The 26,572-nt window shown below is 62.2% G+C and carries 23 protein-coding genes and 4 tRNA genes; 18 read left to right on the plus strand and 9 right to left on the minus strand.

The features are described 5' to 3' along the window. Positions 1 to 68: 68 nt before the first annotated feature. The 8 genes from cobU (at position 69) to AACY45_RS00805 (ending at position 5,426) form a co-directional block, all read left to right on the plus strand. The gene (cobU, locus tag AACY45_RS00770) at positions 69 to 590 is read left to right on the plus strand and encodes a bifunctional adenosylcobinamide kinase/adenosylcobinamide-phosphate guanylyltransferase (protein ID WP_339543698.1); all 522 of its coding nucleotides are present in this window, start codon (positions 69 to 71) and stop codon (positions 588 to 590) included. Continuing rightward, entirely contained in the window at positions 587 to 1,642 is a 1,056-nt protein-coding gene (gene cobT / locus AACY45_RS00775; RefSeq protein WP_339543699.1) for a nicotinate-nucleotide--dimethylbenzimidazole phosphoribosyltransferase, read from the plus strand. The genes cobU and cobT overlap by 4 nt, the downstream gene beginning before the upstream one ends. Then, positions 1,639 to 2,214, plus strand: a complete 576-nt coding sequence (gene cobC / locus AACY45_RS00780; RefSeq protein WP_339543700.1) for an alpha-ribazole phosphatase family protein — start codon at positions 1,639 to 1,641, stop codon at positions 2,212 to 2,214. Before cobT ends, cobC begins: the two co-directional genes overlap by 4 nt. A 2-nt stretch (positions 2,215 to 2,216) precedes the next feature. Beyond that, positions 2,217 to 2,948, plus strand: a complete 732-nt coding sequence (locus AACY45_RS00785) for an adenosylcobinamide-GDP ribazoletransferase (protein ID WP_339543701.1) — start codon at positions 2,217 to 2,219, stop codon at positions 2,946 to 2,948. Between the two features lie 71 nt (positions 2,949 to 3,019). Next, the gene (locus AACY45_RS00790; protein WP_339543702.1) at positions 3,020 to 3,424 is read left to right on the plus strand and encodes a MarR family winged helix-turn-helix transcriptional regulator; all 405 of its coding nucleotides are present in this window, start codon (positions 3,020 to 3,022) and stop codon (positions 3,422 to 3,424) included. 61 nt (positions 3,425 to 3,485) lie between these two features. Then, a complete protein-coding gene (locus tag AACY45_RS00795; RefSeq protein ID WP_339543915.1) occupies positions 3,486 to 4,685 on the plus strand; it encodes an MFS transporter in 1,200 nt (399 codons plus the stop codon). Then, on the plus strand, positions 4,682 to 4,804 hold the full coding sequence (locus AACY45_RS00800) for a hypothetical protein (RefSeq protein ID WP_339543703.1): 123 nt from the start codon (positions 4,682 to 4,684) through the stop codon (positions 4,802 to 4,804). Before AACY45_RS00795 ends, AACY45_RS00800 begins: the two co-directional genes overlap by 4 nt. A gap of 70 nt (positions 4,805 to 4,874) precedes the next feature. Continuing rightward, positions 4,875 to 5,426 carry a glutathione peroxidase gene (locus AACY45_RS00805; RefSeq protein ID WP_339543704.1) on the plus strand — a complete coding sequence of 184 codons (552 nt, stop codon included), beginning with the start codon at positions 4,875 to 4,877 and terminating at the stop codon, positions 5,424 to 5,426. 87 nt (positions 5,427 to 5,513) lie between these two features. Here the strand turns inward: AACY45_RS00805 and AACY45_RS00810 are convergent, their stop codons facing one another. The 3 genes from AACY45_RS00810 to AACY45_RS00820 form a co-directional block, all read right to left on the minus strand. After that, positions 5,514 to 6,788, minus strand: a complete 1,275-nt coding sequence (locus AACY45_RS00810) for an OmpP1/FadL family transporter (RefSeq protein ID WP_339543705.1) — start codon at positions 6,786 to 6,788, stop codon at positions 5,514 to 5,516. Positions 6,789 to 6,933: 145 nt separating this feature from the next. Next, positions 6,934 to 7,416, minus strand: coding sequence for a hypothetical protein (locus AACY45_RS00815; protein WP_339543706.1), 483 nt, complete (start codon positions 7,414 to 7,416; stop codon positions 6,934 to 6,936). 276 nt (positions 7,417 to 7,692) lie between these two features. Beyond that, positions 7,693 to 7,917, minus strand: coding sequence for a hypothetical protein (locus tag AACY45_RS00820; protein WP_007898912.1), 225 nt, complete (start codon positions 7,915 to 7,917; stop codon positions 7,693 to 7,695). 870 nt (positions 7,918 to 8,787) lie between these two features. Between AACY45_RS00820 and AACY45_RS00825 the strand changes: the two genes are divergently transcribed. After that, the gene (locus AACY45_RS00825; RefSeq protein WP_339543707.1) at positions 8,788 to 9,111 is read left to right on the plus strand and encodes a sel1 repeat family protein; all 324 of its coding nucleotides are present in this window, start codon (positions 8,788 to 8,790) and stop codon (positions 9,109 to 9,111) included. A 175-nt stretch (positions 9,112 to 9,286) separates the two neighbouring features. Then, positions 9,287 to 10,651 (plus strand): DNA recombination protein RmuC, encoded by a 1,365-nt coding sequence (gene rmuC, locus AACY45_RS00830; RefSeq protein WP_162530235.1) that lies wholly within the window; start codon positions 9,287 to 9,289, stop codon positions 10,649 to 10,651. A 72-nt stretch (positions 10,652 to 10,723) separates the two neighbouring features. Here the strand turns inward: rmuC and AACY45_RS00835 are convergent, their stop codons facing one another. After that, positions 10,724 to 14,194: a hybrid sensor histidine kinase/response regulator gene (locus AACY45_RS00835; protein WP_339543708.1), complete on the minus strand. Its 3,471-nt coding sequence runs from the start codon at positions 14,192 to 14,194 to the stop codon at positions 10,724 to 10,726. Positions 14,195 to 14,390: 196 nt separating this feature from the next. Between AACY45_RS00835 and AACY45_RS00840 the strand changes: the two genes are divergently transcribed. From AACY45_RS00840 to AACY45_RS00850, 3 genes are all read left to right on the plus strand, one after another. Further along, a complete protein-coding gene (locus tag AACY45_RS00840) occupies positions 14,391 to 14,702 on the plus strand; it encodes a cupin domain-containing protein (protein ID WP_339543709.1) in 312 nt (103 codons plus the stop codon). A gap of 106 nt (positions 14,703 to 14,808) precedes the next feature. Then, complete coding sequence (locus tag AACY45_RS00845) at positions 14,809 to 15,960, plus strand: TDT family transporter (RefSeq protein ID WP_339543710.1); 1,152 nt, start codon at positions 14,809 to 14,811, stop codon at positions 15,958 to 15,960. Positions 15,961 to 16,032: 72 nt separating this feature from the next. Continuing rightward, positions 16,033 to 17,907 (plus strand): MFS transporter, encoded by a 1,875-nt coding sequence (locus AACY45_RS00850; RefSeq protein ID WP_339543711.1) that lies wholly within the window; start codon positions 16,033 to 16,035, stop codon positions 17,905 to 17,907. Between the two features lie 54 nt (positions 17,908 to 17,961). Here AACY45_RS00850 and sugE read toward each other — a convergent pair whose 3' ends face one another. The 3 genes from sugE to rdgC form a co-directional block, all read right to left on the minus strand. Next, a complete protein-coding gene (gene sugE, locus AACY45_RS00855) occupies positions 17,962 to 18,279 on the minus strand; it encodes a quaternary ammonium compound efflux SMR transporter SugE (RefSeq protein ID WP_027620002.1) in 318 nt (105 codons plus the stop codon). Between the two features lie 118 nt (positions 18,280 to 18,397). Then, a complete protein-coding gene (locus AACY45_RS00860; RefSeq protein WP_339543712.1) occupies positions 18,398 to 19,363 on the minus strand; it encodes a bile acid:sodium symporter family protein in 966 nt (321 codons plus the stop codon). A gap of 137 nt (positions 19,364 to 19,500) precedes the next feature. Then, positions 19,501 to 20,421, minus strand: a complete 921-nt coding sequence (gene rdgC / locus AACY45_RS00865; protein ID WP_339543713.1) for a recombination-associated protein RdgC — start codon at positions 20,419 to 20,421, stop codon at positions 19,501 to 19,503. A 159-nt stretch (positions 20,422 to 20,580) separates the two neighbouring features. Between rdgC and AACY45_RS00870 the strand changes: the two genes are divergently transcribed. The 5 genes from AACY45_RS00870 (at position 20,581) to AACY45_RS00890 (ending at position 23,463) form a co-directional block, all read left to right on the plus strand. Next, positions 20,581 to 20,656: transfer RNA gene (locus AACY45_RS00870), tRNA-Val, on the plus strand. A gap of 19 nt (positions 20,657 to 20,675) precedes the next feature. Next, positions 20,676 to 20,752, plus strand: a tRNA-Asp gene (locus AACY45_RS00875). 187 nt (positions 20,753 to 20,939) lie between these two features. Next, positions 20,940 to 21,015: transfer RNA gene (locus tag AACY45_RS00880), tRNA-Val, on the plus strand. Positions 21,016 to 21,034: 19 nt separating this feature from the next. Further along, a tRNA-Asp gene (locus AACY45_RS00885) sits at positions 21,035 to 21,111 on the plus strand. Positions 21,112 to 21,420: 309 nt separating this feature from the next. Next, entirely contained in the window at positions 21,421 to 23,463 is a 2,043-nt protein-coding gene (locus AACY45_RS00890; RefSeq protein WP_339543714.1) for a c-type cytochrome, read from the plus strand. Between the two features lie 43 nt (positions 23,464 to 23,506). On the opposite strand, the gene AACY45_RS00895 is transcribed toward AACY45_RS00890, so the two are convergent. Then, positions 23,507 to 24,643 (minus strand): catalase family protein, encoded by a 1,137-nt coding sequence (locus AACY45_RS00895; RefSeq protein ID WP_339543715.1) that lies wholly within the window; start codon positions 24,641 to 24,643, stop codon positions 23,507 to 23,509. A gap of 28 nt (positions 24,644 to 24,671) precedes the next feature. After that, complete coding sequence (locus AACY45_RS00900; RefSeq protein ID WP_339543716.1) at positions 24,672 to 26,480, minus strand: di-heme-cytochrome C peroxidase; 1,809 nt, start codon at positions 26,478 to 26,480, stop codon at positions 24,672 to 24,674. Between the last annotated feature and the right edge of the window lie 92 nt (positions 26,481 to 26,572).

Here is a 26,572-nt window from a genome sequence, read left to right on the forward strand (position 1 = left end):
CTTCGCCGGCAAGCCTTGCTCCTACAACGGCGCGGTGATCCCGGTACCGCTCATAGAAGGTTAAGACCATGCTGCAATTGATCCTCGGCGGTGCCCGTTCCGGCAAAAGCCGCCTGGCTGAAAAGCTGGCCGCCGACAGCTCTCTGGCGGTGACCTACATTGCCACCAGCCAGCCGCTGGACGGTGAAATGAATGCCCGCGTCGCCCACCACCGGGCGCGCCGTCCGGTTGAGTGGGGATTAATCGAGGAGCCCCTGGCGCTGGCCCGGGTACTGCGCGAAACCGCCAGTGCCGAGCGCTGCCTGCTGGTGGATTGCCTGACCCTGTGGCTGACCAACCTGCTGATGCTCGACAACCCCGAGCGCCTGGCCCAGGAGCGTGAAGCCCTGCTGGACTGCCTGGCGTCGTTGCCGGGAGAAGTAATACTGGTCAGCAACGAGACCGGAATGGGGGTCGTGCCGCTGGGTGAATTGACTCGCCGTTATGTCGATGAAGCCGGTTGGTTGCATCAAGCCCTGGCCGAACGCTGTCAGCGTGTCGTGTTGACCGTTGCCGGCCTGCCCCTGACTTTGAAAGGTACTGCGTTATGACTCACTCCTGGTGGCTGACCCCGTGCAAGGCCATTGATCGCCAAGCCTTGGAAGACGCAAGGCAATTGCAGCAGCAACTGACCAAGCCGGCCGGCTCGTTGGGTCAGCTAGAAGCGGTGGCGGTGCAGTTGGCGGGGCTGCAAGGCCGGGTCAAGCCGAGCCTGAACCAGCTGTGGATCGGGATTTTTGCCGGTGACCACGGAGTGGTGGCCGAAGGGGTCTCGGCCTTTCCCCAGGAAGTCACCGGGCAGATGTTGCGCAACTTCGTCAACGGCGGCGCGGCCATCAGCGTGCTGGCGCGCCAACTGCAAGCCCGGCTGGAGGTGGTCGACCTCGGTACCGTGACCCCGTCGTTGAACCTGCTGGGGGTGCGACACTTGCACCTGGGCCCTGGCACCGCCAACTTCGCCCATGGCCCGGCCATGACGCCGGCCCAGGGCGCACAAGCCCTGCAAGCCGGACGCGACACGGTGTTGCGAGCCCTGGCCGAAGGCGCGGAGCTGTTTATCGGCGGCGAGATGGGCATTGGCAATACCACTGCGGCCAGCGCCTTGGCCTGTGCCTTGCTGGATTGCCCGGTGGCCCATCTCACCGGACCGGGCACCGGCCTGGACACGGCGGGCGTCAGCCACAAGACCCAGGTCATCGAGCGTGCCCTGGTGCTGCATGCGGCGCAGTGCGGTGACCCGCTGCAAACGCTGTTCAACCTCGGCGGCTTTGAAATCGCCGCGCTGGTCGGCGCTTACCTGGCCTGTGCCCAGGAAGGGCTGGCGGTGCTGGTGGACGGCTTTATCTGCAGCGTCGCGGCCCTGATCGCCGTACGCCTCAATCCTGCTTGCCGCGAGTGGCTGCTGTTCGGCCATCGCGGCGCGGAGCCGGGCCACCGCCATGTCCTGGAAACCTTGAACGCGCAACCGTTGCTCGACCTCGGCTTGCGCCTGGGCGAGGGCAGCGGTGCGGCGCTGGCGGTGCCCTTGCTGCGCCTGGCCTGTGACCTGCACGGGCAGATGGCGACCTTTGCCGAGGCGGCGGTTGCCGATCGCCCGGCATGAGCTTGCACCTGGACCTGCTGCGCCACGGTGAAACCGAACTGGGCGGCGGCCTGCGTGGCAGTCTGGATGACGCGCTGACGCCGTTGGGTTGGCAGCAGATGCGGGCCGCCGTAGTGGGCGCCGGCCCCTGGGACCGCCTGATCAGTTCGCCCCTGCAGCGCTGTGCGCGATTTGCCGAGGAACTGGGGGCGCAGTTGGGGGTGCCGGTCAGCCTGGAGCGGGATCTGCAAGAGCTGCATTTTGGTGCCTGGGAAGGGCGCAGCGCTGCAGCGTTGATGGAGACTGACGCTGACGCCCTTGGCCGGTTCTGGTCCGACCCCTATGGCTTTACCCCGCCCGAGGGCGAGCCCGTGAGCGCGTTCTCGGCGCGGGTGTTGGCGGCGGTGCAGCGCTTGCATCAGGCCTATGCCGGTGAGCGGGTGTTGCTGGTCAGCCATGGCGGGGTCATGCGCCTGCTGCTGGCGCGCGCGCGCGGGCTGCCGCGCGAGCAATTGCTGAACGTCGAGGTCGGTCACGGCGGGCTGTTCTCCCTGCAAGTCGAGGCTGACGCCGTGCTTCGGGAAGAGGTGTAGAGATGTTGCCACTGTGGATCGCCCTGCAATTTCTCAGCAGCCTGCCGATTCGCCTGCCAGGCATGCCGTCACCCCAGGAACTGGGGCGCTCGCTGCTGTTTTATCCGTTGGTGGGCCTGCTGTTCGGTGGGCTGTTGTGGGGCCTGAACGGACTACTGGCGGGGGCGCCGGCGCTGTTGCACGCGGCCATTCTGTTGACGGTCTGGGTGGTGCTCAGTGGCGGCTTGCACCTGGACGGTCTGGCCGACAGTGCCGATGCCTGGCTCGGCGGATTTGGTGATCGCGAACGCACCCTGGCCATCATGAAAGACCCGCGCAGCGGACCGATTGCCGTGGTCACCCTGGTGCTGGTGCTGCTGCTCAAGTTCGCCGCCTTGCTGGCGCTGATCGAACAGCAGGCCACGGTCGGGCTGATCCTCGCGCCCCTGCTTGGGCGCACGGCCTTGCTTGGTTTGTTCCTGACCACGCCTTATGTGCGGGCAGGTGGGCTGGGGCAGGCGCTGGCCGACCACTTGCCACGTCAGGCCGGCCGGCGGGTACTGCTGCTCAGTGCGCTGGCGTGTGTGCTGGTGGCGGGTTGGAGTGGGGTGATTGCGCTGCTGGCGGCGGCGGGGGTGTTCGTTGGTGTGCGTCATTTGATGCAGCGGCGTCTCGGCGGGACAACTGGAGATACGGCGGGGGCCTTGCTGGAACTGCTGGAAGTGGCGGTCCTGATGGCTTTGGCGCTGGTTTGAGCGAAACCACCGGTAGGAGCAAATCGTAAGCAAAGCTTGCATAAAGTTAAACGCGGGTATATACACGCACCATGCTAGCCTCTCAGTGTTTATGCACCAACCTGCGTCGCGCCGCCCGTGGCGTCAGCAGGCATTACGACGGCGCCCTCGACGGCTTCGGGATCAACGTTGCCCAGTATTCTTTGCTGTGCAATCTGCAGCGCCTGGATCAGCCGAGTATTTCCACCCTGGCCGAGGCCATGGGCCTGGATCGCAGCACCCTGGGGCGTAATCTGCGGGTGCTCGAAGGCGAGGGGCTGGTGCGGTTGGACGAGGGTGAAGACCAACGCAACCGTATCGTGCAATTGACCGAGGCCGGGCGTGAGCGCCTGGCGGCGGCTTTGCCGGCCTGGGAAGCGGCGCAACAACGTTTGATCGATCGGTTGGGCGCCGAGAAGCGCGCAACGTTGCTGGCCTTGCTAGACGAACTCGCATGAAGCGGGTTTTTTCGAGTTTAAGCGGGTATATACCCGCGATTGGAGAATAACAATGACATCGATGTGGCGTGCCAGCGGTTGGATTCTACTTGGGAGTGCGCTGATTCTGGCGTTGTCACTCGGGGTACGGCATGGCTTCGGCCTGTTCCTGCCGCCGATGAGTGAGCAGTTCGGCTGGGGGCGCGAAGTGTTCGCCTTCGCCATCGCCTTGCAGAATCTGATCTGGGGCCTGGCGCAGCCCTTTACCGGCGCCCTGGCCGATCGCTTTGGTGCGGCAAAAGTGGTGCTGGTGGGGGGTGTCCTGTACGCGGTGGGCCTGGTGTTCATGGGCTTGGCCGATTCGCCGCTGTCGCTGTCGCTCAGTGCCGGCCTGTTGATCGGTATCGGCCTGTCCGGCACGTCGTTTTCGGTGATTCTCGGCGTGGTCGGACGTGCCTTGCCGGCGGAGAAACGCAGCATGGGCATGGGAATCGCCAGTGCCGCCGGCTCCTTCGGCCAGTTCGCCATGCTGCCCGGCACTTTGGGATTGATCGGCTGGCTCGGTTGGTCCAGCGCGCTGCTGGTGCTGGGCGTGCTGGTGGCGCTGATCGTGCCGCTGGTGAGCATGCTCAAGGACAAGCCGCTGCCGGTGCTGGGGCACGAGCAGACGCTGATGCAGGCCTTGCGCGAGGCCTGTTCGCACACCGGCTTCTGGTTGCTGGCGTTCGGCTTTTTTGTCTGTGGTTTCCAAGTGGTGTTCATCGGCGTGCACTTGCCGGCCTACCTGGTGGACCAGCACCTGCCGGCCACGGTCGGCACCACGGTGCTGGCCTTGATTGGTCTGTTCAATATCTTCGGCACCTACACCGCGGGCTGGCTCGGCGGGCGCATGTCCAAGCCGCGCCTGCTGACCGGCCTGTACCTGCTGCGCGCGGTGGTGATCGGGCTGTTCCTGTGGATGCCGGTCACCCAGACCAGCGCCTACCTGTTTGGCATGGCCATGGGCTTCCTCTGGCTGTCGACGGTGCCTTTGACCAACGGTACGGTGGCGACTATGTTCGGTGTGCGAAATCTCTCTATGCTGGGAGGGATCGTTTTCCTCTTTCACCAGTTGGGCTCGTTCCTCGGTGGCTGGTTGGGCGGGGTGGTGTATGACCGAACAGGAAACTACGACTTGATCTGGCAAGTAGCGATTCTCCTCAGCCTGCTGGCGGCCGCCTTGAACTGGCCCGTGCGTGAGCGTCCGGTGGCGCGTCTGCAAGCCCTGGCCAGTGCGGCATGAGCCGGATCGCCCTCAAGCTGGTGGCGGCGGCCGTTGTCGCGCTGCTGTTGGCGCTGGCCTGGTGGGGCTGGCATCAGGGCGGCCTGGCCATGATGCAACTGGGACTGGGAGCGTGCTAAATAGCTACTTGCCATCATTCGTTCAGGGCGAGTAACGTCGCCCCCTGACGACTTCTCGAGGACACCCGATATGCTGATGCGCTGGCTTGCTGTTCCCGCTCTGCTGGTGCTGGTTGCAGGTCCGGCGCTGGGCGCCGAGTGCCCGGCGCTGCTGTCGGGCTCATTGCCCAAGCTGCATGCCAAGGAGTCCATCGACCTGTGCCAACGGTTTGCCGGCAAACCGCTGGTGGTGGTCAACACTGCCAGCTTCTGTGGTTTCGCCCCACAGTTCAAAGGCCTTGAGGCGCTGTACCAGCGTTACAAGGACCAGGGGCTGGAAGTGCTTGGCGTGCCGTCCAATGACTTCAAGCAGGAGTCCGGGGATGGCGCCGAGACGGCCAAGGTCTGTTACGTCAACTATGGCGTGACCTTCACCATGACCGAGCCGCAGAAAGTCCGCGGTGCCAGCGCCACCCACCTGTTCAAGGTGCTTGCCGAACAAAGCAGTTCGCCGAAGTGGAACTTCTATAAGTATGTGGTGGACCGCCAGGGCAAGGTGATCGCCAGCTTCTCCAGCCTGACCAAGCCCGAAAGCCAGGAATTCATCGCGGCGGTGGAGCAGGCACTGGCTTCGCAACCCTGAACGCCAGCCACTGAAAAGCCCCGCCTCTGAACCAGAGAGCGGGGCTTTTTGCTGTTCAGCCAGCGCGCCATTCAGGTGCGCCGTGAATCAGAAGCGGTAGGTCGCGCCCACACCAAAGCCGTTTGCCCAGTTTTCATACTTGGCGTTGTAGGTCTGGCCACGGTCGTTTTTATTGTTGACCTTGACCGCTTCTTCCTTGAGGTAGGAGTAGGCCACGTCGATGGTCAGGTCATCCGTTGGGCTCCAGCCAGCGCCCAGGCTGAAGATGGTACGGTCGCCAGTCGGGATGCGTGGGGAGCGATCGACGTTGTTGGTCGGGGCCTGGTCAAACGACAGGCCGGTCCGCAGTACCCACTGTTTGTTCAGCTTGTACGAAGTACCGATGGCGTGCGCCCAGGTGTCGTGCCAGTTCTGATCTTCGGTGATTTCGCCGAACTGCGAACCCAATGGGCCAGGTACGCCCTTGTTCTCCACGGTGATTTCTTTCAGACGGCTCCAGCGGGTCCACGTGCTGCCTGCGTACAGGGTCCACTGGTCGTCCAGTTCGTGGGTCACCGAGAAGTCCACCGATTCAGGGGTGGTCAGGTCCAGGGAGGCGTCGTACTTCTGGTCCTTGCTCTGGCCGATCAGGGGCAGCAGGCCGTAGTTGACCTTGGTGTCGCCCTCAAGCTTGTACTTCACCTTCGAATGGTAAGTCAGGCCGACACGGGTGCTGTCGGTCAACTGGGCCAGGACCCCGATGTTGTAGCCCAGGGCGGTGTCGTCGCCCTTGATGCGTACGTGGCCATCGGGCGCTGCCTGGGTAATCGACAGGTCGGATTCCAGCGTGCCTTGGATACGGTTGATGGTTGGACCAAAACCGATGGAGACTTTGTCGTTGAATGCGTAGGAAACAGTTGGCTGCAGGGTCACGACTTTAACGTCGCTCTTGCTGCCGAAGTATTTGCCGGCAAAACCGTTCTCGTAGTCGGTCACCAGGCCAAACGGTGCGTACATGCCAACGCCGACGGCCCATTGGTCATCGATCGGCTTGACGTAGTAGCCCATGGGAACGGCAATGAACGGAACCATGTCGCCCTTGTTGGTACCGTCCAGGTTAGGGCTGGAGCTGGCATGGCTGATGTCGGTGTGGGCGTCGAGCATGGCGACCCCGCCAGTGACTTGTTCGCGCTTGAGGCGCGACATGCCGGCCGGGTTACCGAAAATTGTGCTTGCATCATCGGCGACAGAAGAACGCCCGGCAAACCCAGTACCCATCCCACTGATGCTTTGTTCGTTGATGGCAAAGCCAGCTGCGAAGATCTGGGTGGATGCCAACGTAACGGCGAGGCTAAGGGTGGTTTTGAGCATGACTTTTTTCATTATTAGAACTCCGGGTGATCACCGGGGCGGAAATTACCAACATTTTCGGCCCAGCGCTATAGCCGGTAATGCTTGAGATAGAGCGGTTTTGTAGGACAATCCGACCAAAATCGTCGCTTTTTCGCCGATCTTGCAAATTGCCCGCTCAGCAGGCGACCTGGTTCATCGGTGAAACACAGTCGTGCCAGGCGCAGGTGAAGTCGCGCAGGCGTCCTTGGGGTTGGAAGGTCTGGCGCCAGATTCGGGCCATGCCCAACAGATCGTCGGGTTCGGGCAGCGGGGTGTTTTGCTCTTCGATCAGCAGCCAGGCAATGGCGGTGGCGTAGCGCAGGTTGACCGTCAGTTCCAGGTGCGGGCCAGTGAGAAAGGCATGCTGGCTGGCGAGGCCGCGCACCAGGCTGGCGCGCTCTGGATCCAGGGCCAGGTAGTCATCCCACAGGGCCTGGTGGCGAAGCTCGGCAATCCGGTACAGGCCATGGCCACGGCGGTCATGCAGGGCGGAGCCCAGGGCTGACTGGCTGGCGGCGACACCCAGCAGCAGGGATTCGGCAGTCGTGCTGTGACGTCCCAGGTAAATCAGGGTCGGACGGATCACAAAACGGCACAGTTCGCTGGCAGCGATACCCATAAGGCCCTCGAATCGTGAAGTGAGCGGCGATACCTGAATGGGGGCTTGGCAGCGGTAGGTCGACTCAGGCTCGCCGGAAGCGGATCATGCCGCTTGAGTTGAAGTGTAGTGTCATATTCTTGCTGTAAAGGACTGTTTTTAAAATATTTCCAGCTCGCAGTTATAACCCTTATATCGGTTGGTGCTTAAGCCAGGGCGGGGCGAGGGGAAATATCAGGCAATAAAAAGCCCCGCATTTTCAGCGGGGCTTTTGGGGTGTTCAGCTTTTCAGGCGTCTCAGGCAACCAGTGCCTGGCGAGTACGCTCGATCACGGCCTGCAGCGGTTCGGCGCTGGAGTACTGGTCGGGGTACAGGCGTTCGCTGTGACGAGCGATACCGTGTTCGTTGACCAGTGTGAAGCTGAAGCAGCCTTTGCGAGCAGCCATGATCAGGCAGTTCATTGGGGCAAAAGCGTTGGTTAGGGTGCGAATGGCATCCTGAGTATGGATTTGAGTCGACATAATTATTGGTGTTCCTGCAAATGACACGGAATCTGATCCGTGCAGCGTTAAAACGTTCCAGTAACGTTGATCACCATTGATCGAACGAAGAACCCGACTGGAACAAAGCAGCCAGTTGAAGCGCAATTAAATGTGCGCGCTTGGGCCGGCAGGTAGGTACTTAGGAGGGCAGGCAACACATCAAGGGCAAAGGTTCTGGGCCCTGGGTGAAGATCCTGATCAATCTGCAGGTTGGTTCGGTCAGAGTAAGTGAGCTTCGCAACACCCTTTGCATTCGATTCAAAGGCTGTGTTGTCGCAAGCGTTACCTGGAAACCATCGAGGTGGTCGATCCCGTGATGTCGGTAAAGTCTTCTCTTTAGGGAAGTATGCCGCGGGAGGTGTTCGACCAGAATTGACTTTCAGCTTGGTACTAACGCTGCGGATACTAACGGATTGAATTGCTTTAGGGAAGTGTGGTAGGCAAAAAACATTTGCTTACGTTCCTCGGGTTGTTACCCCCTGTCCTCAGCAACGCACGCAAAAAGCGCGGCGATATAACCCGTGCGCAGGTACTTGTGCACAATACGTGCTCAGCCTGTCACCCCACTGTCATTTCCCCTCGTGGCGCAGTGGGTGCCTGTAGTGAAAATTTAAGTCAATGAAAAACATCGCTTTTTTTAACTGGTGAAAAAATCGTCAGTTTGAACGGGAGCCCCATTCCACAGGGCTTCTGGCGAGTTCGGGGAGGGTTGTCCACTGAGTTATCCACAGCTTCTGTGGATTGTCCCGAGCGCTTGCTCTAGGACGGGCGTGCAGGGTTTTTTTCGGCTTTACCCGTACGAAAAAAGGAGTAAAGTGGCGCGCCTTCCGATCTGTCCCGCAGTGCTTTATGAAGTTTCGCTCAGTATCAACTTCTGTTACCTCCCCACCCTCAGGTGTTACCGCCCCCAAGCGCATGTCGATGCGAGTGGCCGAGTGGTTGCTCGACAGTCCCCGCCTGGGCGATAACCCCAACGTCAAACATCTTGCCGGACGTTTGCTCAAGGCGCCTGCCCGTGAAGGGGTAGTGGCCGCGCAAAGTCGCCTGGGTCAATTGATGTGCCGTGAGTGTGGCAATGCCCGCGACCGCCGCATTGGCCAGGACCTGCTGCGCCAGGCCGCGCGTGCCGGTGACCGGCGGGCCCTGCGCGAGCTCGGGCAGATCGAAGACTGAGCTGTCCAAGCCTCGGCGGCTTGGTTAACCTTCGGGCTTTAATTCTTCGGCAGGAGTCGTCATGGCTATGGACTTGACCAGTGTATTGCTCGGTCTGGCGGGCGCTGGGTTGCCATTGCTGTTTCTGGCGTGGCAACTGCAACGCTGCCTGAGCCTGGCGCAGGCCGACCGGGCACTGCTGGAGGAGCGCCTGGGCACCGCCCAGTTGGCCCAGGACGGGCTGAGTGCGCAACTGGATGCCTGCCGCGATGAAATCAGCGACCTGGGCCAAGCCAACGCCAGCAAGCAAGCCGAGCTGGCGGCCGTGCGCCGGGAAGTCGAACTGCTGCAGATCGAGCGCGACAACGCCCGTGACGCGGCCCATGCCTGGAACCTGGAGCGCAACAGCAAAGAGACCGAGCTGCGGCGCCTGGATGCCCAGGCCGCTTCGCTGAATGCTGAACTGCGTGAACAACAGGACAGCCATCAGCAGCGCCTCAACGACCTGCAAGGTTCGCGCGACGAGCTGCGGGCGCAATTCGCCGAGCTGGCGGGGAAGATCTTCGATGAGCGCGAGCAGCGGTTTGCCGAGACCAGCCAGCAGCGCCTGGGCCAGTTGCTCGACCCGCTGAAAGAACGCATTCAATCCTTCGAAAAACGTGTCGAGGAAAGTTATCAGGCCGAGGCCCGGGAGCGTTTCTCCCTGGGCAAGGAACTGGAGCGCCTGCAACAACTGAACCTGCGCCTGAGCGACGAGGCGACCAACCTCACCCGTGCTCTCAAGGGCCAGAAAACCCAGGGCAACTGGGGTGAGTTGATTCTGGAGCGGGTGCTGGAGCATGCCGGCCTGGAGAAGGGCCGCGAATACCAGACCCAGGTCAACCTCAAGGGCCCGGATGGCGAGCGTTTCCAGCCGGACGTGTTGATTTACCTGCCGGGCGACAGGCAAGTGGTGGTCGACTCCAAGGTCAGCCTCACGGCCTATCAACAGTACGTGGCTGCCGAGGATGCGGCGCTGGGCCAGGCCGCACTCAAGCAGCACGTGCAGTCCTTGCGCAATCACGTCAAAGGCTTGTCCGACAAGGATTACAAGCGTCTGGAAGGCTTGCACAGCCTCGACTTCGTGTTGTTGTTCGTGCCCATCGAAGCGGCGTTTTCCGCCGCCCTGCAGGCCGAGCCGAACCTGTTTCAGGAAGCCTTCGACCGGCATATCGTGATCGTCAGCCCGACCACCTTGCTGGCGACCCTGCGGGTGATCGACAGCCTGTGGAAGCAGGAGCGCCAGAGCCAGAATGCCCGGGAAATCGCCGAGCGTGCGGGCTGGCTGTACGACAAGTTCGTGTTGTTCATCCAGGACCTGGACGAAGTCGGCAATCGCCTGCAGCAGTTGGACAAGGCCTACAGCGCGGCCCGCAACAAGCTGACCGAAGGCCGTGGCAACCTGGTCAGCCGCAGCGAGCAGCTCAAGTTGCTCGGCGCACGGGCCAGCAAGAGCCTGCCGGCGGACTTGCTGGAGCGGGCGATGACCGATGTCGATGGCCTGGCCGAATTGCCCGAGTAACCCAGGCGGTCGGTAATCCACGCAGCCTCGCGTTGCTCGACAGCTGCTACGGGTTCGTCGCCCGGGTCACGGTTAAAGGGGCAAGTGCCGACTCAGCAAGGCGCGCAAGGCCGCCGGTTTCACCGGCTTGGCCAGGTAGTCCAGCCCTGCGGCATGCACCTGGGCAACCATCTCGGGGCGGCCATCGGCGCTGATCACCACGCCCGGCACCGGCTCGCCCAGGCGGGTGCGCAGCCAGGCCATCAATTGAGTCCCGGTTTCGCCATCATCGAGGTGGTAGTCCACCAGTGCCAGTTGTGGGCGCATGCCGTCGTTGAGCAGCGTCGCGCACTCCTCGCGGTTGCGCGCGGTGAACACCTGGCAGCCCCAGCGCGTGAGCAGGCTGTTCATGCCGATCAGGATGCTGTCTTCGTTATCCACGCACAGCACTTGCGCGCCCTTAGGCAATTGGCCATTGAGCTCGGCGACCTTGCTTGGGGCGCTGGCCTGCGCGCGGGCCAGGGGGACGCTGACGCTGAACACGCTGCCTTTGCCTGGCCATGAACGCACTTGCAGTTGATGGCCGAGGACCCGGCACAAGCCGTCGGCAATCGCCAGGCCTAGCCCCAGGCCTTTCTCGGCGCGGGTCTGGTGACTGTCCAGGCGCTTGAACTCTTCGAAGATTACCCGGCGCTTGTCTTCCGGGATCCCCGGGCCACGGTCCCAGACTTCCAGGCACAGGTGGTCGCCCTTGCGACGCACCCCCAACAGCACCGGACCCTTGGCATAACGGAAGGCGTTGGTGAGGAAATTCTGCAGCACCCGGCGCAGCAGTTTGCTGTCGCTGTCGACCCGCAGGCGGCTGCCGCGCAGGCGGAACTTCAAGCCTTGCTCGCGGGCCAGGGCCTTGAATTCAGCCCCCAGGGTGTCGAACAGTTCGTTGAGCACGAAGGGCTGGCGATCCGGGTTGATCTTGCCGTTTTCCAGGCGCGAGATATCCAGCAGGTCGCTGATCAGGTCTTCGGCCGAGCGCAGCGAGCTGTCCAGGTGCTGCACCAGTTGCTGGGTTTCCGGGCTCAGCTCTTCGTCGCGGTGGGAGAGGGCGGCAGAGAACAGGCGCGCCGCATTCAAGGGCTGCATCAGGTCATGGCTGACCGCCGCGAGGAAGCGGGTTTTCGACTGGTTGGCCGACTCGGCCGTGCCCTTGGCTTCGGTCAGGGCGACGTTCAGTTGCGACAGTTCGTGGGTCCGCTCGGTGACGCGGCGTTCCAGGCCTTCGTTGGCTTCGGTCAGGGCCTGCTCGGCTTCGCGGAACGCGGTGATGTCGGTGAAACTCATGACAAAACCACCGCCCGGCATCGGGTTGCCGATCAACTCGATCACCCGGCCGTTGGGGAACAGCCGCTCGGAGGTGTGGGCGCGACCCTGGCGCATCCAGTGCAGGCGACGGGCCACGTGTACTTCCGCCTCGCCGGGACCGCACAGGCCGCGCTCGGCATTGTGGCGAATGATGTCGGCAATCGGCCGGCCGACGCTGATCAGGCCGTCGGGGTAGTTGAACAGTTCCAGGTAACGGCGGTTCCAGGCCACCAGCTTGAGCGACTGGTCGACCACGCTGATGCCCTGGGTGATGTTCTCGATCGCGCCTTGCAGCAGTGCGCGGTTGAACTGCAGCACTTCCGAGGCTTCGTCGGCAATGCGCACCACGTCTTCGAGCTGCATTTCCCGGCCTTCAATCGCGGCTTTCACCACGGCGCGGGTCGATGAGGCTCCCAGGACACCGGCGAGCAAGCGCTCAGTGTGGGCGATCCATTCACCGTCGGCATTCTGGTTCGGGTTGAAGCCTTTGCCCTGGCGATAGGCGAAGCGGATGAAACTCTGCCGCGCCCGCTCTTCGCCCACGAAGCGCGCCGCCAACTGCAGCAGGTCGTCGATCTGCACCGCGAGCATCGAGCGGGCGCTGGGCCGCGCGCTGATCTCCTGGCCGATGAAGCGCCCGGCCTGCCAGTGTTCCGAGACCCGGGTGCGGGACAGCACCGAGACCCAGGCAAACAGCGTGAAGTTACCCGCCAGCGACAGCACCACGCCCTGGGTCAGTGGGGTGATCGGCAGGTTCAGCGGGTTGCTGTGCAGCCAGCCAAGGCCCGGGAAACTGCTCAGCGACCAGCCCATGCTGTGGGCGGCAATCGGCAGGATCAGCGTGTAGAACCACAGGAAGGTGCCCGCGGCGAGGCCGGCAAACACGCCGCGGCGATTGGCCTGTTTCCAGTACAGCGCGCCGAGCATCGCGGGCGCCAGCTGGGTGACCGCGGCAAAGGCGATCTGGCCGATGGTGGCCAGGCTGGCGGTGGAGCCGAGCAAGCGATAGGCGACATAGGCCAGCAGCAGAATCACCACGATGCTCACACGGCGGACCGAGAGCATCCAGTGGCGGAAGACTTCGAACGGACGCTCGGCGTTTTTGCGCCGCAGCAGCCACGGCAGCAGCATGTCGTTGGACACCATGGTCGACAGCGCGACACTGGCGACGATCACCATACCGGTGGCGGCCGAGGCGCCACCGATGAATGCCAGCAGCGCCAGGGCCGGATGGGCCTGGGCCAATGGCAGGCTGATGACGAAGGAGTCGGGCAGCACGGAACTGGGCAGCAGCATTTGCCCAGCCAGGGCAATCGGCACCACGAACAGCGCAGCGAGCGCCAGGTAGGCGGGGAACACCCATTTCGCCAGGCGCAGGTCCTGGGGTTCGATGTTCTCCACCACCGTGACGTGAAACTGCCGGGGCAGGCAGATGATCGCCATCATCGCCACACCGGTCTGCACCACCATTGACGGCCAGTTGATGGTTTCCTTCCAGTATTGCTCCAGGCGCGGGGCGAGCATGGCCTGGTCGAACAGGTCTTCGAAACCGTCGTACAGGCCGTAGGTGACAAAGGCGCCGACGGCAAGAAAGGCGAACAGCTTGACCAGCGACTCAAAGGCAATCGCCAGCACCATGCCCCGGTGGTGCTCGGTGGCATCCAGGTTGCGGGTGCCGAAGACGATGGTGAACAACGCCAGGATCAGCGACACGATCAACGCCGTGTCCTGGGCGCGGGTACCCATGGCGTCGGCACCCGCGCCGATCAGCAGGTTGACCCCCAGGACGATGCCCTTGAGCTGCAGGGCAATATAAGGCAGCACGCCGACCAGGCAGATCAGTGCGACCACCACCGCCAGCGACTGGGATTTGCCGTAGCGGGCGGCGATGAAGTCGGCAATCGAGGTGATGTTCTCCTGCTTGCTGATCATCACCATTTTTTGCAGCACCCAAGGTGCCAGCACTAACAACAGAATCGGCCCCAGGTAAATCGGCAGGAACGACCAGAGCTGTTCGGCGGCCTGGCCCACCGCACCAAAGAAGGTCCAACTGGTGCAATAGACGGCCAGCGACAGGCTGTACACCCAGGCGCGCATGCGCGGCGGCAGCGGCGTGCTGCGGCGGTCGCCATAAAAGGCGATGGCGAACATGATGGCCATATAGGCCAGGGCGACGGCGGCGATCAGCCCGCTGGACAACGACATGGAAACTCCTGGCAAAAGACGCCCGGGATTGCAGCCCGGTCGGACAGTCTCGCACGATGTTCAGGCGGCGTCAGTGTCGACCAAGGTCTCAGCGTGGCGGGGTGTCGCAGGGCGATCTTGCGTGAGCCGAGCCGGAGCACCGCATTTGCGTTAGCCTTGGCCATCAATCGGTACTGACCTCAAGGATTGCGTCTGTATGAAGATCATCCGCAGCAAAGCGTTTACCGGCGAACGGGCCTGGGCGGCGCTGGATATTGCCAACATGAATGGCATCACCACGCGCCTGCACTGGACGGACCAGCCGTACACATGGCACGTCAACGATGGCCAGGAAGTGTTTGTGGTGCTCGATGGGCAGGTGCAGATGCGCTACCGCGAGAACGGTGTCGAGCAGACCGTTGTGCTGGAGGTCGGGGACATTTTTTACGCCGCGGTGGGCACCGAGCACGTGGCGCATCCACAAGGACCGGCGCGGGTGCTGGTGATTGAATCGGAGGGCAGTGTGTGATTTGTATATCTGCAAAATAGATAACAGTTAGAGATATTACCCGTTATATAGATATTCGATGCGGTTCTATCATGGGCTCTACCTCATCAGGGGACAGGAGCTCAGTATGCAATGCGCCAATAGCAGCAAAATTATCAACCGGCCCTTGAGCCAGTTGCACCACCGGCGCGAAGTGATTCGCCAGTTCACCCCCAACTGGTTCGCCGCCACCATGGGCACTGGGGTGCTGGCGTTGGCCCTGGCCCAGTTGCCGCTCGCGATCCCTGGGCTGCGGGTGTTCGCCGAAGGCCTGTGGTTGTTCAACATCGGTCTGTTTCTGTTGTTCAGCGTGCTGTATGCCGCGCGCTGGGTGTTGTTCTTTGATGAGGCGCGGCGGATTTTTGCCCACTCCACGGTGTCGATGTTTTTCGGCACCATTCCCATGGGCCTGGCCACCATCATTAATGGTTTCCTGGTGTTTGGCGTGCTGCGCTGGGGCCAGGAGGTGGTGCAGGTGGCCGAGGTCCTGTGGTGGCTGGACGTGGCCATGTCGCTGGCCTGTGGTGTGCTCATCCCGTACCTGATGTTCACCCGCCAGGAGCACAGCATCGACCAGATGACGGCCGTGTGGTTGTTGCCAGTGGTGGCGGCGGAAGTCGCCGCAGCCAGTGGTGGCCTGCTGGCCCCGCACCTGGCGGACGCCCATGGGCAATTGGTGATGCTCTGCACCAGCTACGTGCTGTGGGCGTTCTCGCTGCCGGTGGCGTTCAGCATCCTGACCATCCTGCTGTTGCGCATGGCCTTGCACAAGTTGCCCCACGAGAACATGGCGGCGTCGAGCTGGCTGGCGTTGGGGCCGATCGGCACCGGGGCGCTGGGCATGCTGCTGCTGGGCGCTGATGGGCCGGCGATCTTCGCCGCCAATGGCCTGCCGGGAGTCGGTGAAGTGGCGGCGGGGCTGGGGCTGATCGGCGGCATCACCCTGTGGGGTTTTGGCCTGTGGTGGATGCTGATGGCCGTGCTGATTACCCTGCGCTACCTGCGCGACGGCATTCCCTTCAACCTTGGATGGTGGGGCTTTACCTTCCCGCTCGGCGTCTATTCGCTGGCCACCCTGAAACTGGCGAGCACCTTGAATCTGCTCTTCTTCAGTGTGTTCGGCTCGGTGCTGGTGGTGTTGCTGGCGAGCCTGTGGCTGATCGTCGCCAAACGCACCGTGCAAGGTGCCTGGCGCGGTGAATTGTTTGTCTCGCCGTGCATCGCCGGATTGAAGAAATAGTCCTAAGGTTGTGGCCTGGATCGCTGAGCGACATTCCAATAAGAGCATCCAGGCCACTCAGGGACATGGAAGATGAGTCACCCTTCGCAGTTCACCTTGCTTCACAAGCGGCGCTTCCTGCCGTTTTTTCTTACGCAATCGCTCGGGGCGTTCAACGACAACATCTTCAAGCAGTCGTTGATCCTTGCCATTCTGTACAAGCTGGCCATCGAGGGCGACCGCTCGATCTGGGTCAACCTCTGTGCGTTGTTGTTCATCCTGCCGTTCTTTTTGTTTTCGGCGCTGGCCGGACAGTTCGGGGAAAAATTTGCCAAGGACGCGTTGATCCGTCTGATCAAGCTGGGAGAAATCGCCATTATGGCGGTGGGTGCGGTCGGTTTCCTGTTCGATCACCTGTGGCTGATGCTGCTGGCGTTGTTTGCCATGGGCAGCCAATCGGCACTGTTTGGTCCGGTGAAATACTCGATTCTGCCCCAGGCGCTGCGTGAAGAAGAGTTGGTCGGTGGTAACGGCCTGGTGGAAATGGGTACCTTCCTGGCGATCCTCGCCGGGACCATCGGTGCCGGGATCATGATGTCTTCCAGTCACTACGCGCCCATTGTCGCCACGGCGATCATTGCCATTGCGGTGCTCGGTTACCTGGCCAGTCGTGGCATTCCCCGTGCGGCGGCCTCCACGCCTGAGCTACGGCTGAACTGGAATATCTTCAGTGAGTCCTGGGCCACCTTGCGCCTGGGCCTGGGGCAGACGCCGGCGGTGTCGCGTTCGATTGTCGGTAACTCATGGTTCTGGTTCGTCGGGGCGATTTACCTGACGCAGATCCCGGCGTACGCCAAGGAGTGGATGCACGGCGACGAAACCGTGGTGACCCTGATCCTTACGGTGTTCTCGGTGGGGATCGCCCTGGGCTCGATGCTCTGCGAGAAACTCTCCGGGCGCAAAGTCGAGATCGGCCTGGTGCCCTTTGGCTCCTTTGGCTTGACGGTGTTCGGCCTGCTGCTGTGGTGGCACTCTGGCGGCATCCCGGACAGCGTCGAAGGCCATGGCTGGCTCGACGTGCTCGGCTTTGCCCATACCTGGCTGGTGCTTCTGGATATCCTCGGGCTGGGGGTGTTTGGAGGGTTCTACATCGTGCCGCTGTACGCGTTGATTCAGTCGCGTACTGCCGAGCATGAGCGGGCGCGGGTGATTGCGGCCAACAACATTCTGAATGCGCTGTTCATGGTGGTGTCGGCGATCGTCACCATTGTCTTGCTGAGCCTGGCCAAGTTGACGATTCCCCAGTTGTTCCTGGTGGTGTCGCTGCTCAATATCGGGGTCAACGCCTACATCTTCCGGATTGTCCCCGAATTCAGCATGCGCTTCATGATCTGGCTGCTCAGCCATTCCATGTACCGCGTCCAGCACCGCAACCTGGAGCTGATTCCCGATGAGGGGGCGGCGCTGTTGGTGTGCAATCACGTGTCGTTTGTCGACGCCTTGCTGATTGGCGGCGCGGTACGTCGGCCGATTCGCTTCGTGATGTACTACAAGATCTACAACCTGCCGGTGTTGAACTTTATCTTCCGCACTGCCGGGACGATTCCCATCGCCGGGCGCCAGGAAGACATCCAGATCTACGAAAGGGCCTTCAGCCGCATTGCCCAGTACCTCAAGGACGGCGAACTGGTGTGCATCTTTCCCGAAGGCAAGCTGACCGCTGACGGTGAGATCGATGAGTTCAAGGGCGGGCTGACGCGGATTCTCGAACAGACCCCGGTGCCGGTGATTCCGTTGGCCCTGCAAGGGTTGTGGGGCAGCTTCTTCAGCCGCGACCCGAACAAGGGTTTTTTCCGTCGGCTCTGGTCGCGGGTGACCCTGGTGGCAGGGCCGCCGGTGGCCGTGGAGGCGGCAGCGCCGGCGCAGTTGCAGGCGCGGGTGAGCGAGCTGCGGGGGACGGTGCGCTAGCAGTGCACCGATAAAAAAACGCCCGCGTGATGCGGGCGTTTTTTATCCAGCGGATCAGGCCGCGCTGATCTTCAGCCCGACCAGCCCGGCGATGATCAGCGCAACGCTGGCCAGGCGGAACAGCGCCATGGATTCACCAAACAGGATGATCCCGGCGATGACCGTGCCCACTGCGCCTACGCCTGTCCAGATCGCGTAGGCGGTGCCCAGTGGCAACTCCTTCATCGCCAGCCCCAGCAAGCCGAGGCTGATGGCCATGGCGACGATGGTCAGGGCGGTGGGCAGAGGGCGGCTGAAGCCGTCGGTGTATTTCAGGCCAACGGCCCAGCCGACTTCAAACAGACCGGCGAAAAACAGAATGATCCAGGACATGCAAACCTCCATCGATTGACGGGGTCGTCCCCAGGTTAATGACTCGATCGAGCCGCGAGGTCGTCCTCGCGTTGCGCAGTATAGTGCCCATCATTAACCCGGGGATCAAGCGCCCGCGTCAGTCAGCCGCTTGTTGTGCCGCCAGTTCCCGGTCCTGTTTCTCACTCATGCGTCGCAAGTAGGTCGAGAGCAGGGCGCCCGAAATGTTGTGCCAGACGCTGAACAAGGCGCTGGGTACCGCCGCCAGCGGCGAGAAGTGCGCGCTGGCCAGGGCTGCACCCAGGCCGGAGTTCTGCATGCCGACTTCCAGTGCCAGGGTTTTACGCTGCGCCAGCGGCAATTTGAACAGGTGTCCGGTGAGGTAGCCCAGCAGATAACCGAAGCTGTTATGCAACATCACCACTGCCATGATCAACAAGCCGGATTCGGCAATTTTCGCCTGGCTGGCGGCGACCACTGCGGCCACGATGATGACGATGCTCACCACCGAAATCAGCGGCAAGACTTCGATGGCGTAACGAGCCCGTGCCCCCAGCACGCGCTGTGCGATCACGCCAAGTACGATCGGCAGCAGGACGATTTGCAGGATCGACCAGAACAACTCCATGAACGAGACAGGCAGCCAGGCCGAAGCCAGCAACCAGATCAGCGTCGGGGTCAGCAGTGGGGCAAGCAGGGTGGTGATGGCGGAGATGGCGACCGCTAAGGCGAGGTCGCCGCGGGCCAGCCAGGTCATGACGTTGGAGGAGGTGCCACTGGGGCAGCAGCCCACCAGGATAACCCCGACGGCGATTTCCGGCGGCAGGCTGAACACCTGGCACAGTAACCAGGCCATGCCCGGCATGATCACGAACTGCGCGACGACACCCAAGGCCACGCGCCACGGATGGCGCGCGACTTCGGCGAAGTCTTCGAGCTTGAGGGTCAGGCCCATGCCGAACATCACCAGCCCCAGCAGCGGCACGATGGCGCTTTTCAGGTCAATGAACCAGCCCGGCTGCAGGAATGCCACGACTGCAAAAATCAGAACCCAGTAAGCAAAGGTGTTACCGACAAAACGACTCAATGCTGCCAATGCGCGCATGACCTGTTCCTTATTATTAGTTACACCATAAAACACTTGTAGGAGCGAGCTTGCTCGCGATGGTGTATCAGACGTCACTCATTTGCCTGACACACCATCGCGAGCAAGCTCGCTCCTACAGGAGAGATCGCCAGGCTTTAGATGCCTTGCGGAATCTCTTCGCCGCCCAACGCTTCCACCAATGCCGGGAGGAATTCGCCGAAGGTCAGCATCATCAGGGTGAAGCTGGCATCCAGTTGGCCCAGGGCTTCGTCGCCGCCGTCCTGTTCCGCCTGGTCTTGCAGCAGGTCTTCGAACTTCAGGCGCTTGACCACCATCTTGTCGTCGAGGACAAACGACAGTTTGTCTTGCCAGGCCAGGGACAGCTGGGTCACCACTTTGCCGGTGCTCAGGTGCAGCTGGATTTCTTCGCTGGTCAGGTCCTGACGTTTGCAGCGCACGATGCCACCGTCTTCATGGGTGTCGCGCAGCTCGCACTCGTCCAGCACAAAGAAGTCATCCGCGGCTTTCTGGGCCGTGACCCATTCGGTCATGGTTGCGGTCGGCGACATTTTTACCGTCAGCGGACGCACCGGCAGGGTGCCGATCACTTCACGCAGGGTGGACAGCAGGTCTTCGGCCCGTTTCGGGCTGGCCGAGTTGACGAGGATCAGGCCCTGTTTCGGCGCGATGGCGGCGAAGGTCGACGAGCGGCGAATAAAAGCGCGGGGCAGGAACGCCTGGATGATTTCATCCTTGAGTTGATCGCGCTCCTTCTTATAGACCTTGCGCATTTGTTCGGCTTCGATCTCTTCGACCTTTTCCTTGAGCGCATCACGCACGACGCTGCCTGGCAGGATGCGCTCTTCCTTGCGTGCGCTGATCAGCAGGAAGTCGCCGCTGACATGCACCAATGGGGCATCTTCGCCTTTGCCGAACGGCGCGACGAAACCGTAGGTGGTCAACTCCTGGCTTGCACATGGACGCGCCAGCTTGGTGGCCAGTGCAGTTTCCAACGCCTCGGCATCAACAGGCAGATCTTGGGTCAGGCGATAGATAAGCAGGTTTTTGAACCACATGGGGTGAGCCTCTCCTTTATACAAAGGGGGGCATTATTCTCCGCGCAGCTCAATAGGCCAACCCTTCGCTAAGCCTTTGGAAGGCCTCAAAAAATTATTTAAAAAAGTGCTTGCCAGAGGTGAGGTCGCTCCGTAGAATGCGCGCCACACCGAAGCGAAGGGTGATTAGCTCAGCTGGGAGAGCGTCTGCCTTACAAGCAGAATGTCGGCGGTTCGATCCCGTCATCACCCACCATTCGTTTTTAGTGTTATGCGCAGCGGTAGTTCAGTCGGTTAGAATACCGGCCTGTCACGCCGGGGGTCGCGGGTTCGAGTCCCGTCCGCTGCGCCATATTCGGTCACCTGGAACGCTGAACACCAGGTCACCACGGAAAAGCCCGCCTAGGCGGGCTTTTTTCTATCCGAAGTTCCTGCAGGAAGCATGTTTCACCGGTTTTTAGATTTATTTGAGAAATACTTCAATTAAATCAACACTTTATAAAAACCTGTGGCATAATGTGTCTCGCAACGAAGGTAAAGGGTGATTAGCTCAGCTGGGAGAGCGTCTGCCTTACAAGCAGAATGTCGGCGGTTCGATCCCGTCATCACCCACCATTTACTTTCAACGCTTAGCGCAGCGGTAGTTCAGTCGGTTAGAATACCGGCCTGTCACGCCGGGGGTCGCGGGTTCGAGTCCCGTCCGCTGCGCCATATTCGGTCACCTGGACCACTGAACGCCAGGTCACCACAGAAAGCCCGCCCAGTGCGGGCTTTTTGCTGTCTGGGGTTTAGCAAAACGCCCGTTCGTCTCCCTCTGAACCCCTTGGCCTTACGTGCCACCCCCCACAGTCGCCGGCCATTCGGGCTGCGCCTGATACATGTCAACGGCCACCCCGGCCAACTCCTATAGAAAGTACCTGGGACCTGCACGCCGCGGTTGCCGTTTGCTGAACCTATAAAAACGAAGGGGCGACTGGCCAACGGGAAAATCCGCCATCAGCGCCATAAGGGGTGTTTTCAATGGATCTGAATTTGCCGCGACTGGCCGTGTTGGTCTCGTCGTTATTGTTTGTGCACCACCTCAACGCCAGTGAGCCGTCGTCGGCAGCGGTCACCCAGGCCGACCCGTTGATCGCCCAAGGCAAGTATGTGGCCCAGTTGGGCGACTGCATTGCCTGCCACACCGCCAAGGACGGTGCGGTGATGGCCGGCGGCCTGGAACTGACAACGCCCATGGGCACCCTGTATTCGAGCAACATCACCCCCGATCCAGAGACGGGTATCGGGCGCTACACCTTCGAGCAGTTTGACCGGGCCATGCGCCAGGGGGTGACGCCGGCGGGCGACAACCTGTACCCGGCGATGCCATACCCGTCCTACGCCAAGATGAGCGAAGCGGATATGCGGGCCCTGTATGCCTACCTGCTGCATGGGGTCAGTCCGGTCAAGCAGGCCAATCTGCAGGCGGACATGAGCTGGCCGTTCAACCAGCGCTGGGGGTTGTGGTTCTGGAACACGCTGTTCGTCGATGACACGCCCTTCGCCGCGGACCCTGCCAAGGATCCCCAGGTGAACCGTGGTGCCTATCTGGTGCAGGGCCTGGGCCATTGCGGCGCGTGTCATACCCCACGGGGTATCGCCTTCCAGGAAAAGGCCATGAGTGATGCCGGTGCCAGCGGCAAGCATTACCTGGCCGGGGAGACCGTCGAGCATTGGCGCGCACTCAGCTTGCGTAACCTGTGGACGGTGGAAGACACCGTGCAGTTGCTCAAGACCGGGCAGAACCGATTTGCCACGGTGTCCGGCAACATGGCTGAAGTGATCCATCACAGTACCCAGCACTTTACCGATGACGATCTGCACGCCATCGCGACTTACCTCAAGTCGCTGCCGGCCGGCCCGGATGACCTGCCGCCAGCGTCCGTGCCACTGGCTCCGGCGGCTCCTCCGGTAACGCTGTACAGCAGCCGTGGCGGCCTGGGCTACACGCAGTTCTGTGGCGACTGCCACCGCGCCGATGGTGGCGGTGTACCGGCAATGTTCCCGCCGCTGGCGGGCAACCCGAGCGTGGCCTCGGCCGACCCGACGTCGTTGTTGCACATCACGCTGACGGGCTGGAAAACCGCCGAGACCCAGACCCACCCGCGGGTTTACACCATGCCCGGATTCGCCCGGCTGGCCGATCAGGAGATCGCCGAGATTCTCAGCTTCGTGCGCACCAGTTGGGGCAATGTGGGCTCAGCGATCAGCGCCGCCCAGGTCAAACAGCTGCGCAGCCAACTCAAGCCGGTGAATGGACCTGTAACCTTCGAAACGCCGCGTCTGGCCGATATGCTGGTGGCGCCCAATGCCCCGCAGGTCGTGCGGGGCATGCGCCTGCACCTGCAGACCAAGGCCCTGCTGCCGGACAACGTCGGCAACGCTTTGAACTGCACCAGTTGCCACCTCAATGCGGGCACCGTTGCCGATGGCTCGCCGTTTGTCGGGGTATCGGCGTTTTTCCCGGGCTATGCGCCGCGAGTGGGACGGGAAATCACCCTGGCCGAGCGCATCAATGGTTGCTTGCGGCGTTCAATGGACGGACAGCCGCTGCCCGTCGAGTCGGCGGACATGCAGGCGATGATTGCCTACTTCGACTGGATGAAGCGCAACACCCAGCCTGGGGACAAAGTGGCCGGGCGCGGGGTCGGCAAGATCGATCCGGCGATCAAGCCAGACCGCGCCAACGGTGAGCGGGTCTACGCCAAGCAATGCGCGGTGTGCCATGGCGCAGAGGGCGAAGGCTTGAAGAGCGCCAAGGGCGAGTGGGTGTTCCCGCCACTGTGGGGCGAGGAGTCGTTCAACATTGGCGCTGGCATGGCGCGTACCTATACGGCGGCGGCGTTCGTCAAACGCAACATGCCGATCGGCTTTCATGAACAATTCCCGCTGGGGCAGGGCGGGCTTTCCGATCAGGAGGCGGTGGACGTCGCCGAGTACTTCTCCCATCAGCCTCGGCCAGACTTCCCGGACAAGCACAAGGACTGGCCAAAAGGCGGCAAACCGCAGGATGCCCGGTACTGAGCCTCATGGGCCGCCCGCCAGTCACCTGACGGGCGGCTTGCTCCTACTGTTCAGCGTTGCGGGCGTGCCGGTAATCGCTGACCGCTTCGTACACGGCTTTGCGCAGTCGATTGATCCCGCCAATGGGGCGGTGCGCCTCCAGCCCGAACCAGGGATTGAACGACAGGTTGTCGCATTGCAGGTTCAGTGCCGGGGTATCGAAGTCCTGGGCGGGAATCCGGATGCGCGCCACGGTTTCGAACGGCGCGTCGCTTTCCTGCCATTGAATGCTGGTGTCTTCGATCGGCATGTACTTGCCTGGGTCCTGACGCTGGATCTGCAGGACAAAGCAGGCCGGGACCCGGTCCGTCGACAGCTGCTGGTTCAGCGCGCTGCGCAGGAAGTTCGGTAGGGCCTGGTTTTGCGCGGGCAGGGTATAGCTCGGGCAACTGTCCGGGTCCGGCGCCACGCGAAACTTGGCGTTGGCACTGCCGAACTTGTAGGGCGAGACGGAAAAGTAGGTGCTCTGGGTTGGGCTCGTCGGGGCTGGCGCCAGCGTCGCCAGGGCGGTGAACAGGTGGCGCACCTGCCAACTGCGCGGGTCCCAGCCGGGGAAGAACGCCAGGACCTTTTTGCCGTCGGCCTGGGCCGCGACGTTCTGCCGGTACTCGGCGACGTCACTGACGAAAAAGTTCGGGTGGTTGAACATGACAAAGTCCTGTTCGCCCTGACCTTGGCGGTCCTTGAGCAACTGCGTGCCGGGCACGTCGAGCAACTTCAGGGCCATGCCCCGGGCGTCGCGCATGCTGTCGAACTGCGGGTAGGCATTGCCGTTGGACAGGCGCAGGGTGGCTTGCCAGGTCTTGCCGGCTTCGCTGAATACGCCCTGGCGCAGCTCGGGGGCCAGGTCGGTCAGCACCTGGACCTCGGCCTTCAGGCAGCCGTGCGCCTTGGCATGGGCATCACGCAGGTAGCGGGTGTTGTCGCGGTGTTGGTCGACGATGCGCACGGCGGTCTGGATCACCTCCTGGGTCATCGCGGTTTCGCCGGCCGGTATCTGCTCCAGGGCGGACACCGGCCCACTGTGCTGCCAGGCCCACCAGGCGCTGGCCAGGGCCCAGCCGAGCAGGCCGAGTCCGAGCACCCACAGCAGGCATTTACCCACGAACGCCGCGAGGCGCAGCCATAAGCTCATCAACATGTAAAACTCCTTCCTGGCTGTCCGTGGCTCATGGCAATTGCGCCTCCAAGGGGCCACCCAGTACCTTCAGGTACTCCAGCAGCGCCCAGCGTTCCTGGGGTAGCAACAAGCGACCGATGACCCCGCTACCCCGTTCGCCAGCGCGAAACTCGTGGCCGCTGTTGTGGTTGCCGGTAACCCGCGTATCGAACACAAATCCGTTGTCGAACGCTTCGGTACGATAGCCCAGGTGTTTGGGGTCGTACTCGAAGGTGCCTTTATAGAAGGTGCTCACCCGTTCACTTTGCGGTGAGAGCAGTTGGTAGAGGGTTGGCACCGAACCGTTATGCAGGAAGGGCGCCGTGGCCCAGACGCCGGCCAGCGGCCGCGCCTTGTAGGCCACGCGCTCGCGTACGCCGATCGGCAGGGCGAAACCATCCATGCCTGGCCGCTCCTCTGGGGTGACGTTGGCCTCTCGGTAGGCGCGGCTCTCGACGAAGGCGGTGACGTAGGCCAGCCCCTTGGCGACCGACAACTGGCTCAGGTCCAGCGGCTCGGTCGGGGTGGGTTGCAGCTTGACGTCGAGGTTGGCCAGTTCCGCCGGGTCCCATTGCAGAGGGGTGACGTCAAAACGGTGCTGCGCGATGTTGTTGGCGCTGGAGGGGTCAGTGCCGATCACTGCCACCGGCAGCATTTTCAACTGCTGCTCGGGTCGACCGTTGGCCTGGATCACCTTGGGCACGTGGCAACCGGCGCAGTTCTCGGCGAACAGCGCGCGGCCCTGGGCGGCCAGGGGCTTGTCGATGGTGCCCAGCAGGGCTTCGGGCCAGGCCGGTGGCTTGAGGCGCTTGAGGGTTTCTTCGATCAGGTGCAGGTCTCGCACGCGAACGCTGGAGGGGTAGCGCGCATCGCCCTTGAGCGGTTGGCCATTGGCATCGAAGAAATTCAGGGTGGCGCCCACCCCCAGGGCTTCGCCGACGTTGCGCGCCATGGGCTGCTGGGCGGAACCGTTCCACTGCACCCAGTCGAAGGTCCAGATATCCCAGAGTTGTGGATAGTCCACGGGAGCGTTGGCTACCCGGTAGTTGTCCGGGGATATGGCGTCGCCGAAGGTGGCATTGGCGATACGGCCGAATGCGTCGGTGCGCCCCGGGCCTTCCTCAGTGGGGTAAAGGCCGCGATGGGTGTCATTCCAGGCCACGCGCAGGAAGGTGTCCAGCGAGGCCTTGAAGTCCTTGCGCAGTTGTCCGTGCCCGGCGTCGTAGTCCGGACCCAGCACGTTGCGGGCGAACCGTTCGAATTTCCATGGGTTGTAATAGGTCGAGGCAAGACTGGCCACCAGCGCCTGGCCGAAGCTGCCGCCGCGTAATGTCGGGACGCTGGAGGGCAGCACGTGCTGCGCCGGACCGCCATCGATGCGCAGCGCCTGGCCCTGATAACGCAACTCCCCGGTGTGGCAGGCGGCACAGGTAATATCCAGAAACTCTTCTTTGCCGCCAGGATTCTGGTGCCGGGCGAAGCCCACCGGCAGGTTGCCCGGGTTGCGGGACGTGGCCGTTTGCGCCGGGTCCACCAGGAAACCGAAGCGCGCCAGGTACTGCGGCGCGGCAAAACGTTGCTCGGAAAACGGCAGTTCAAGGGCCTTGAACCAGTCATACCGCAAGCCCTTTACCTGGGTGCCCTGGGGGGTGAAGTAGTAGGTCTGGCGATCGGCCGCGCTCCACTGGTCGAGGTAATTCACTTGGGTGGCAGGCGTATAAACCGGCAGTTTGGGGTTGGCCACGTAATACAGCACAACGGCCAGTGCGGCCCCCAGCAGGATCAGAATCAGCAGTAGAAAACGGAGCAGCAGGCGCACGATAAACGTCCTTGTAGATTGATCGGGGTGTTATGCCTGAGCTCAAGGTTGGCAGCAAGAGGCCATTACGCCATAGCCTGTGGGAACAGGTC

Origin of the sequence: Pseudomonas sp. RA_35y_Pfl2_P32, assembly GCF_963970735.1 — a bacterium.
Classification (GTDB): domain Bacteria; phylum Pseudomonadota; class Gammaproteobacteria; order Pseudomonadales; family Pseudomonadaceae; genus Aquipseudomonas.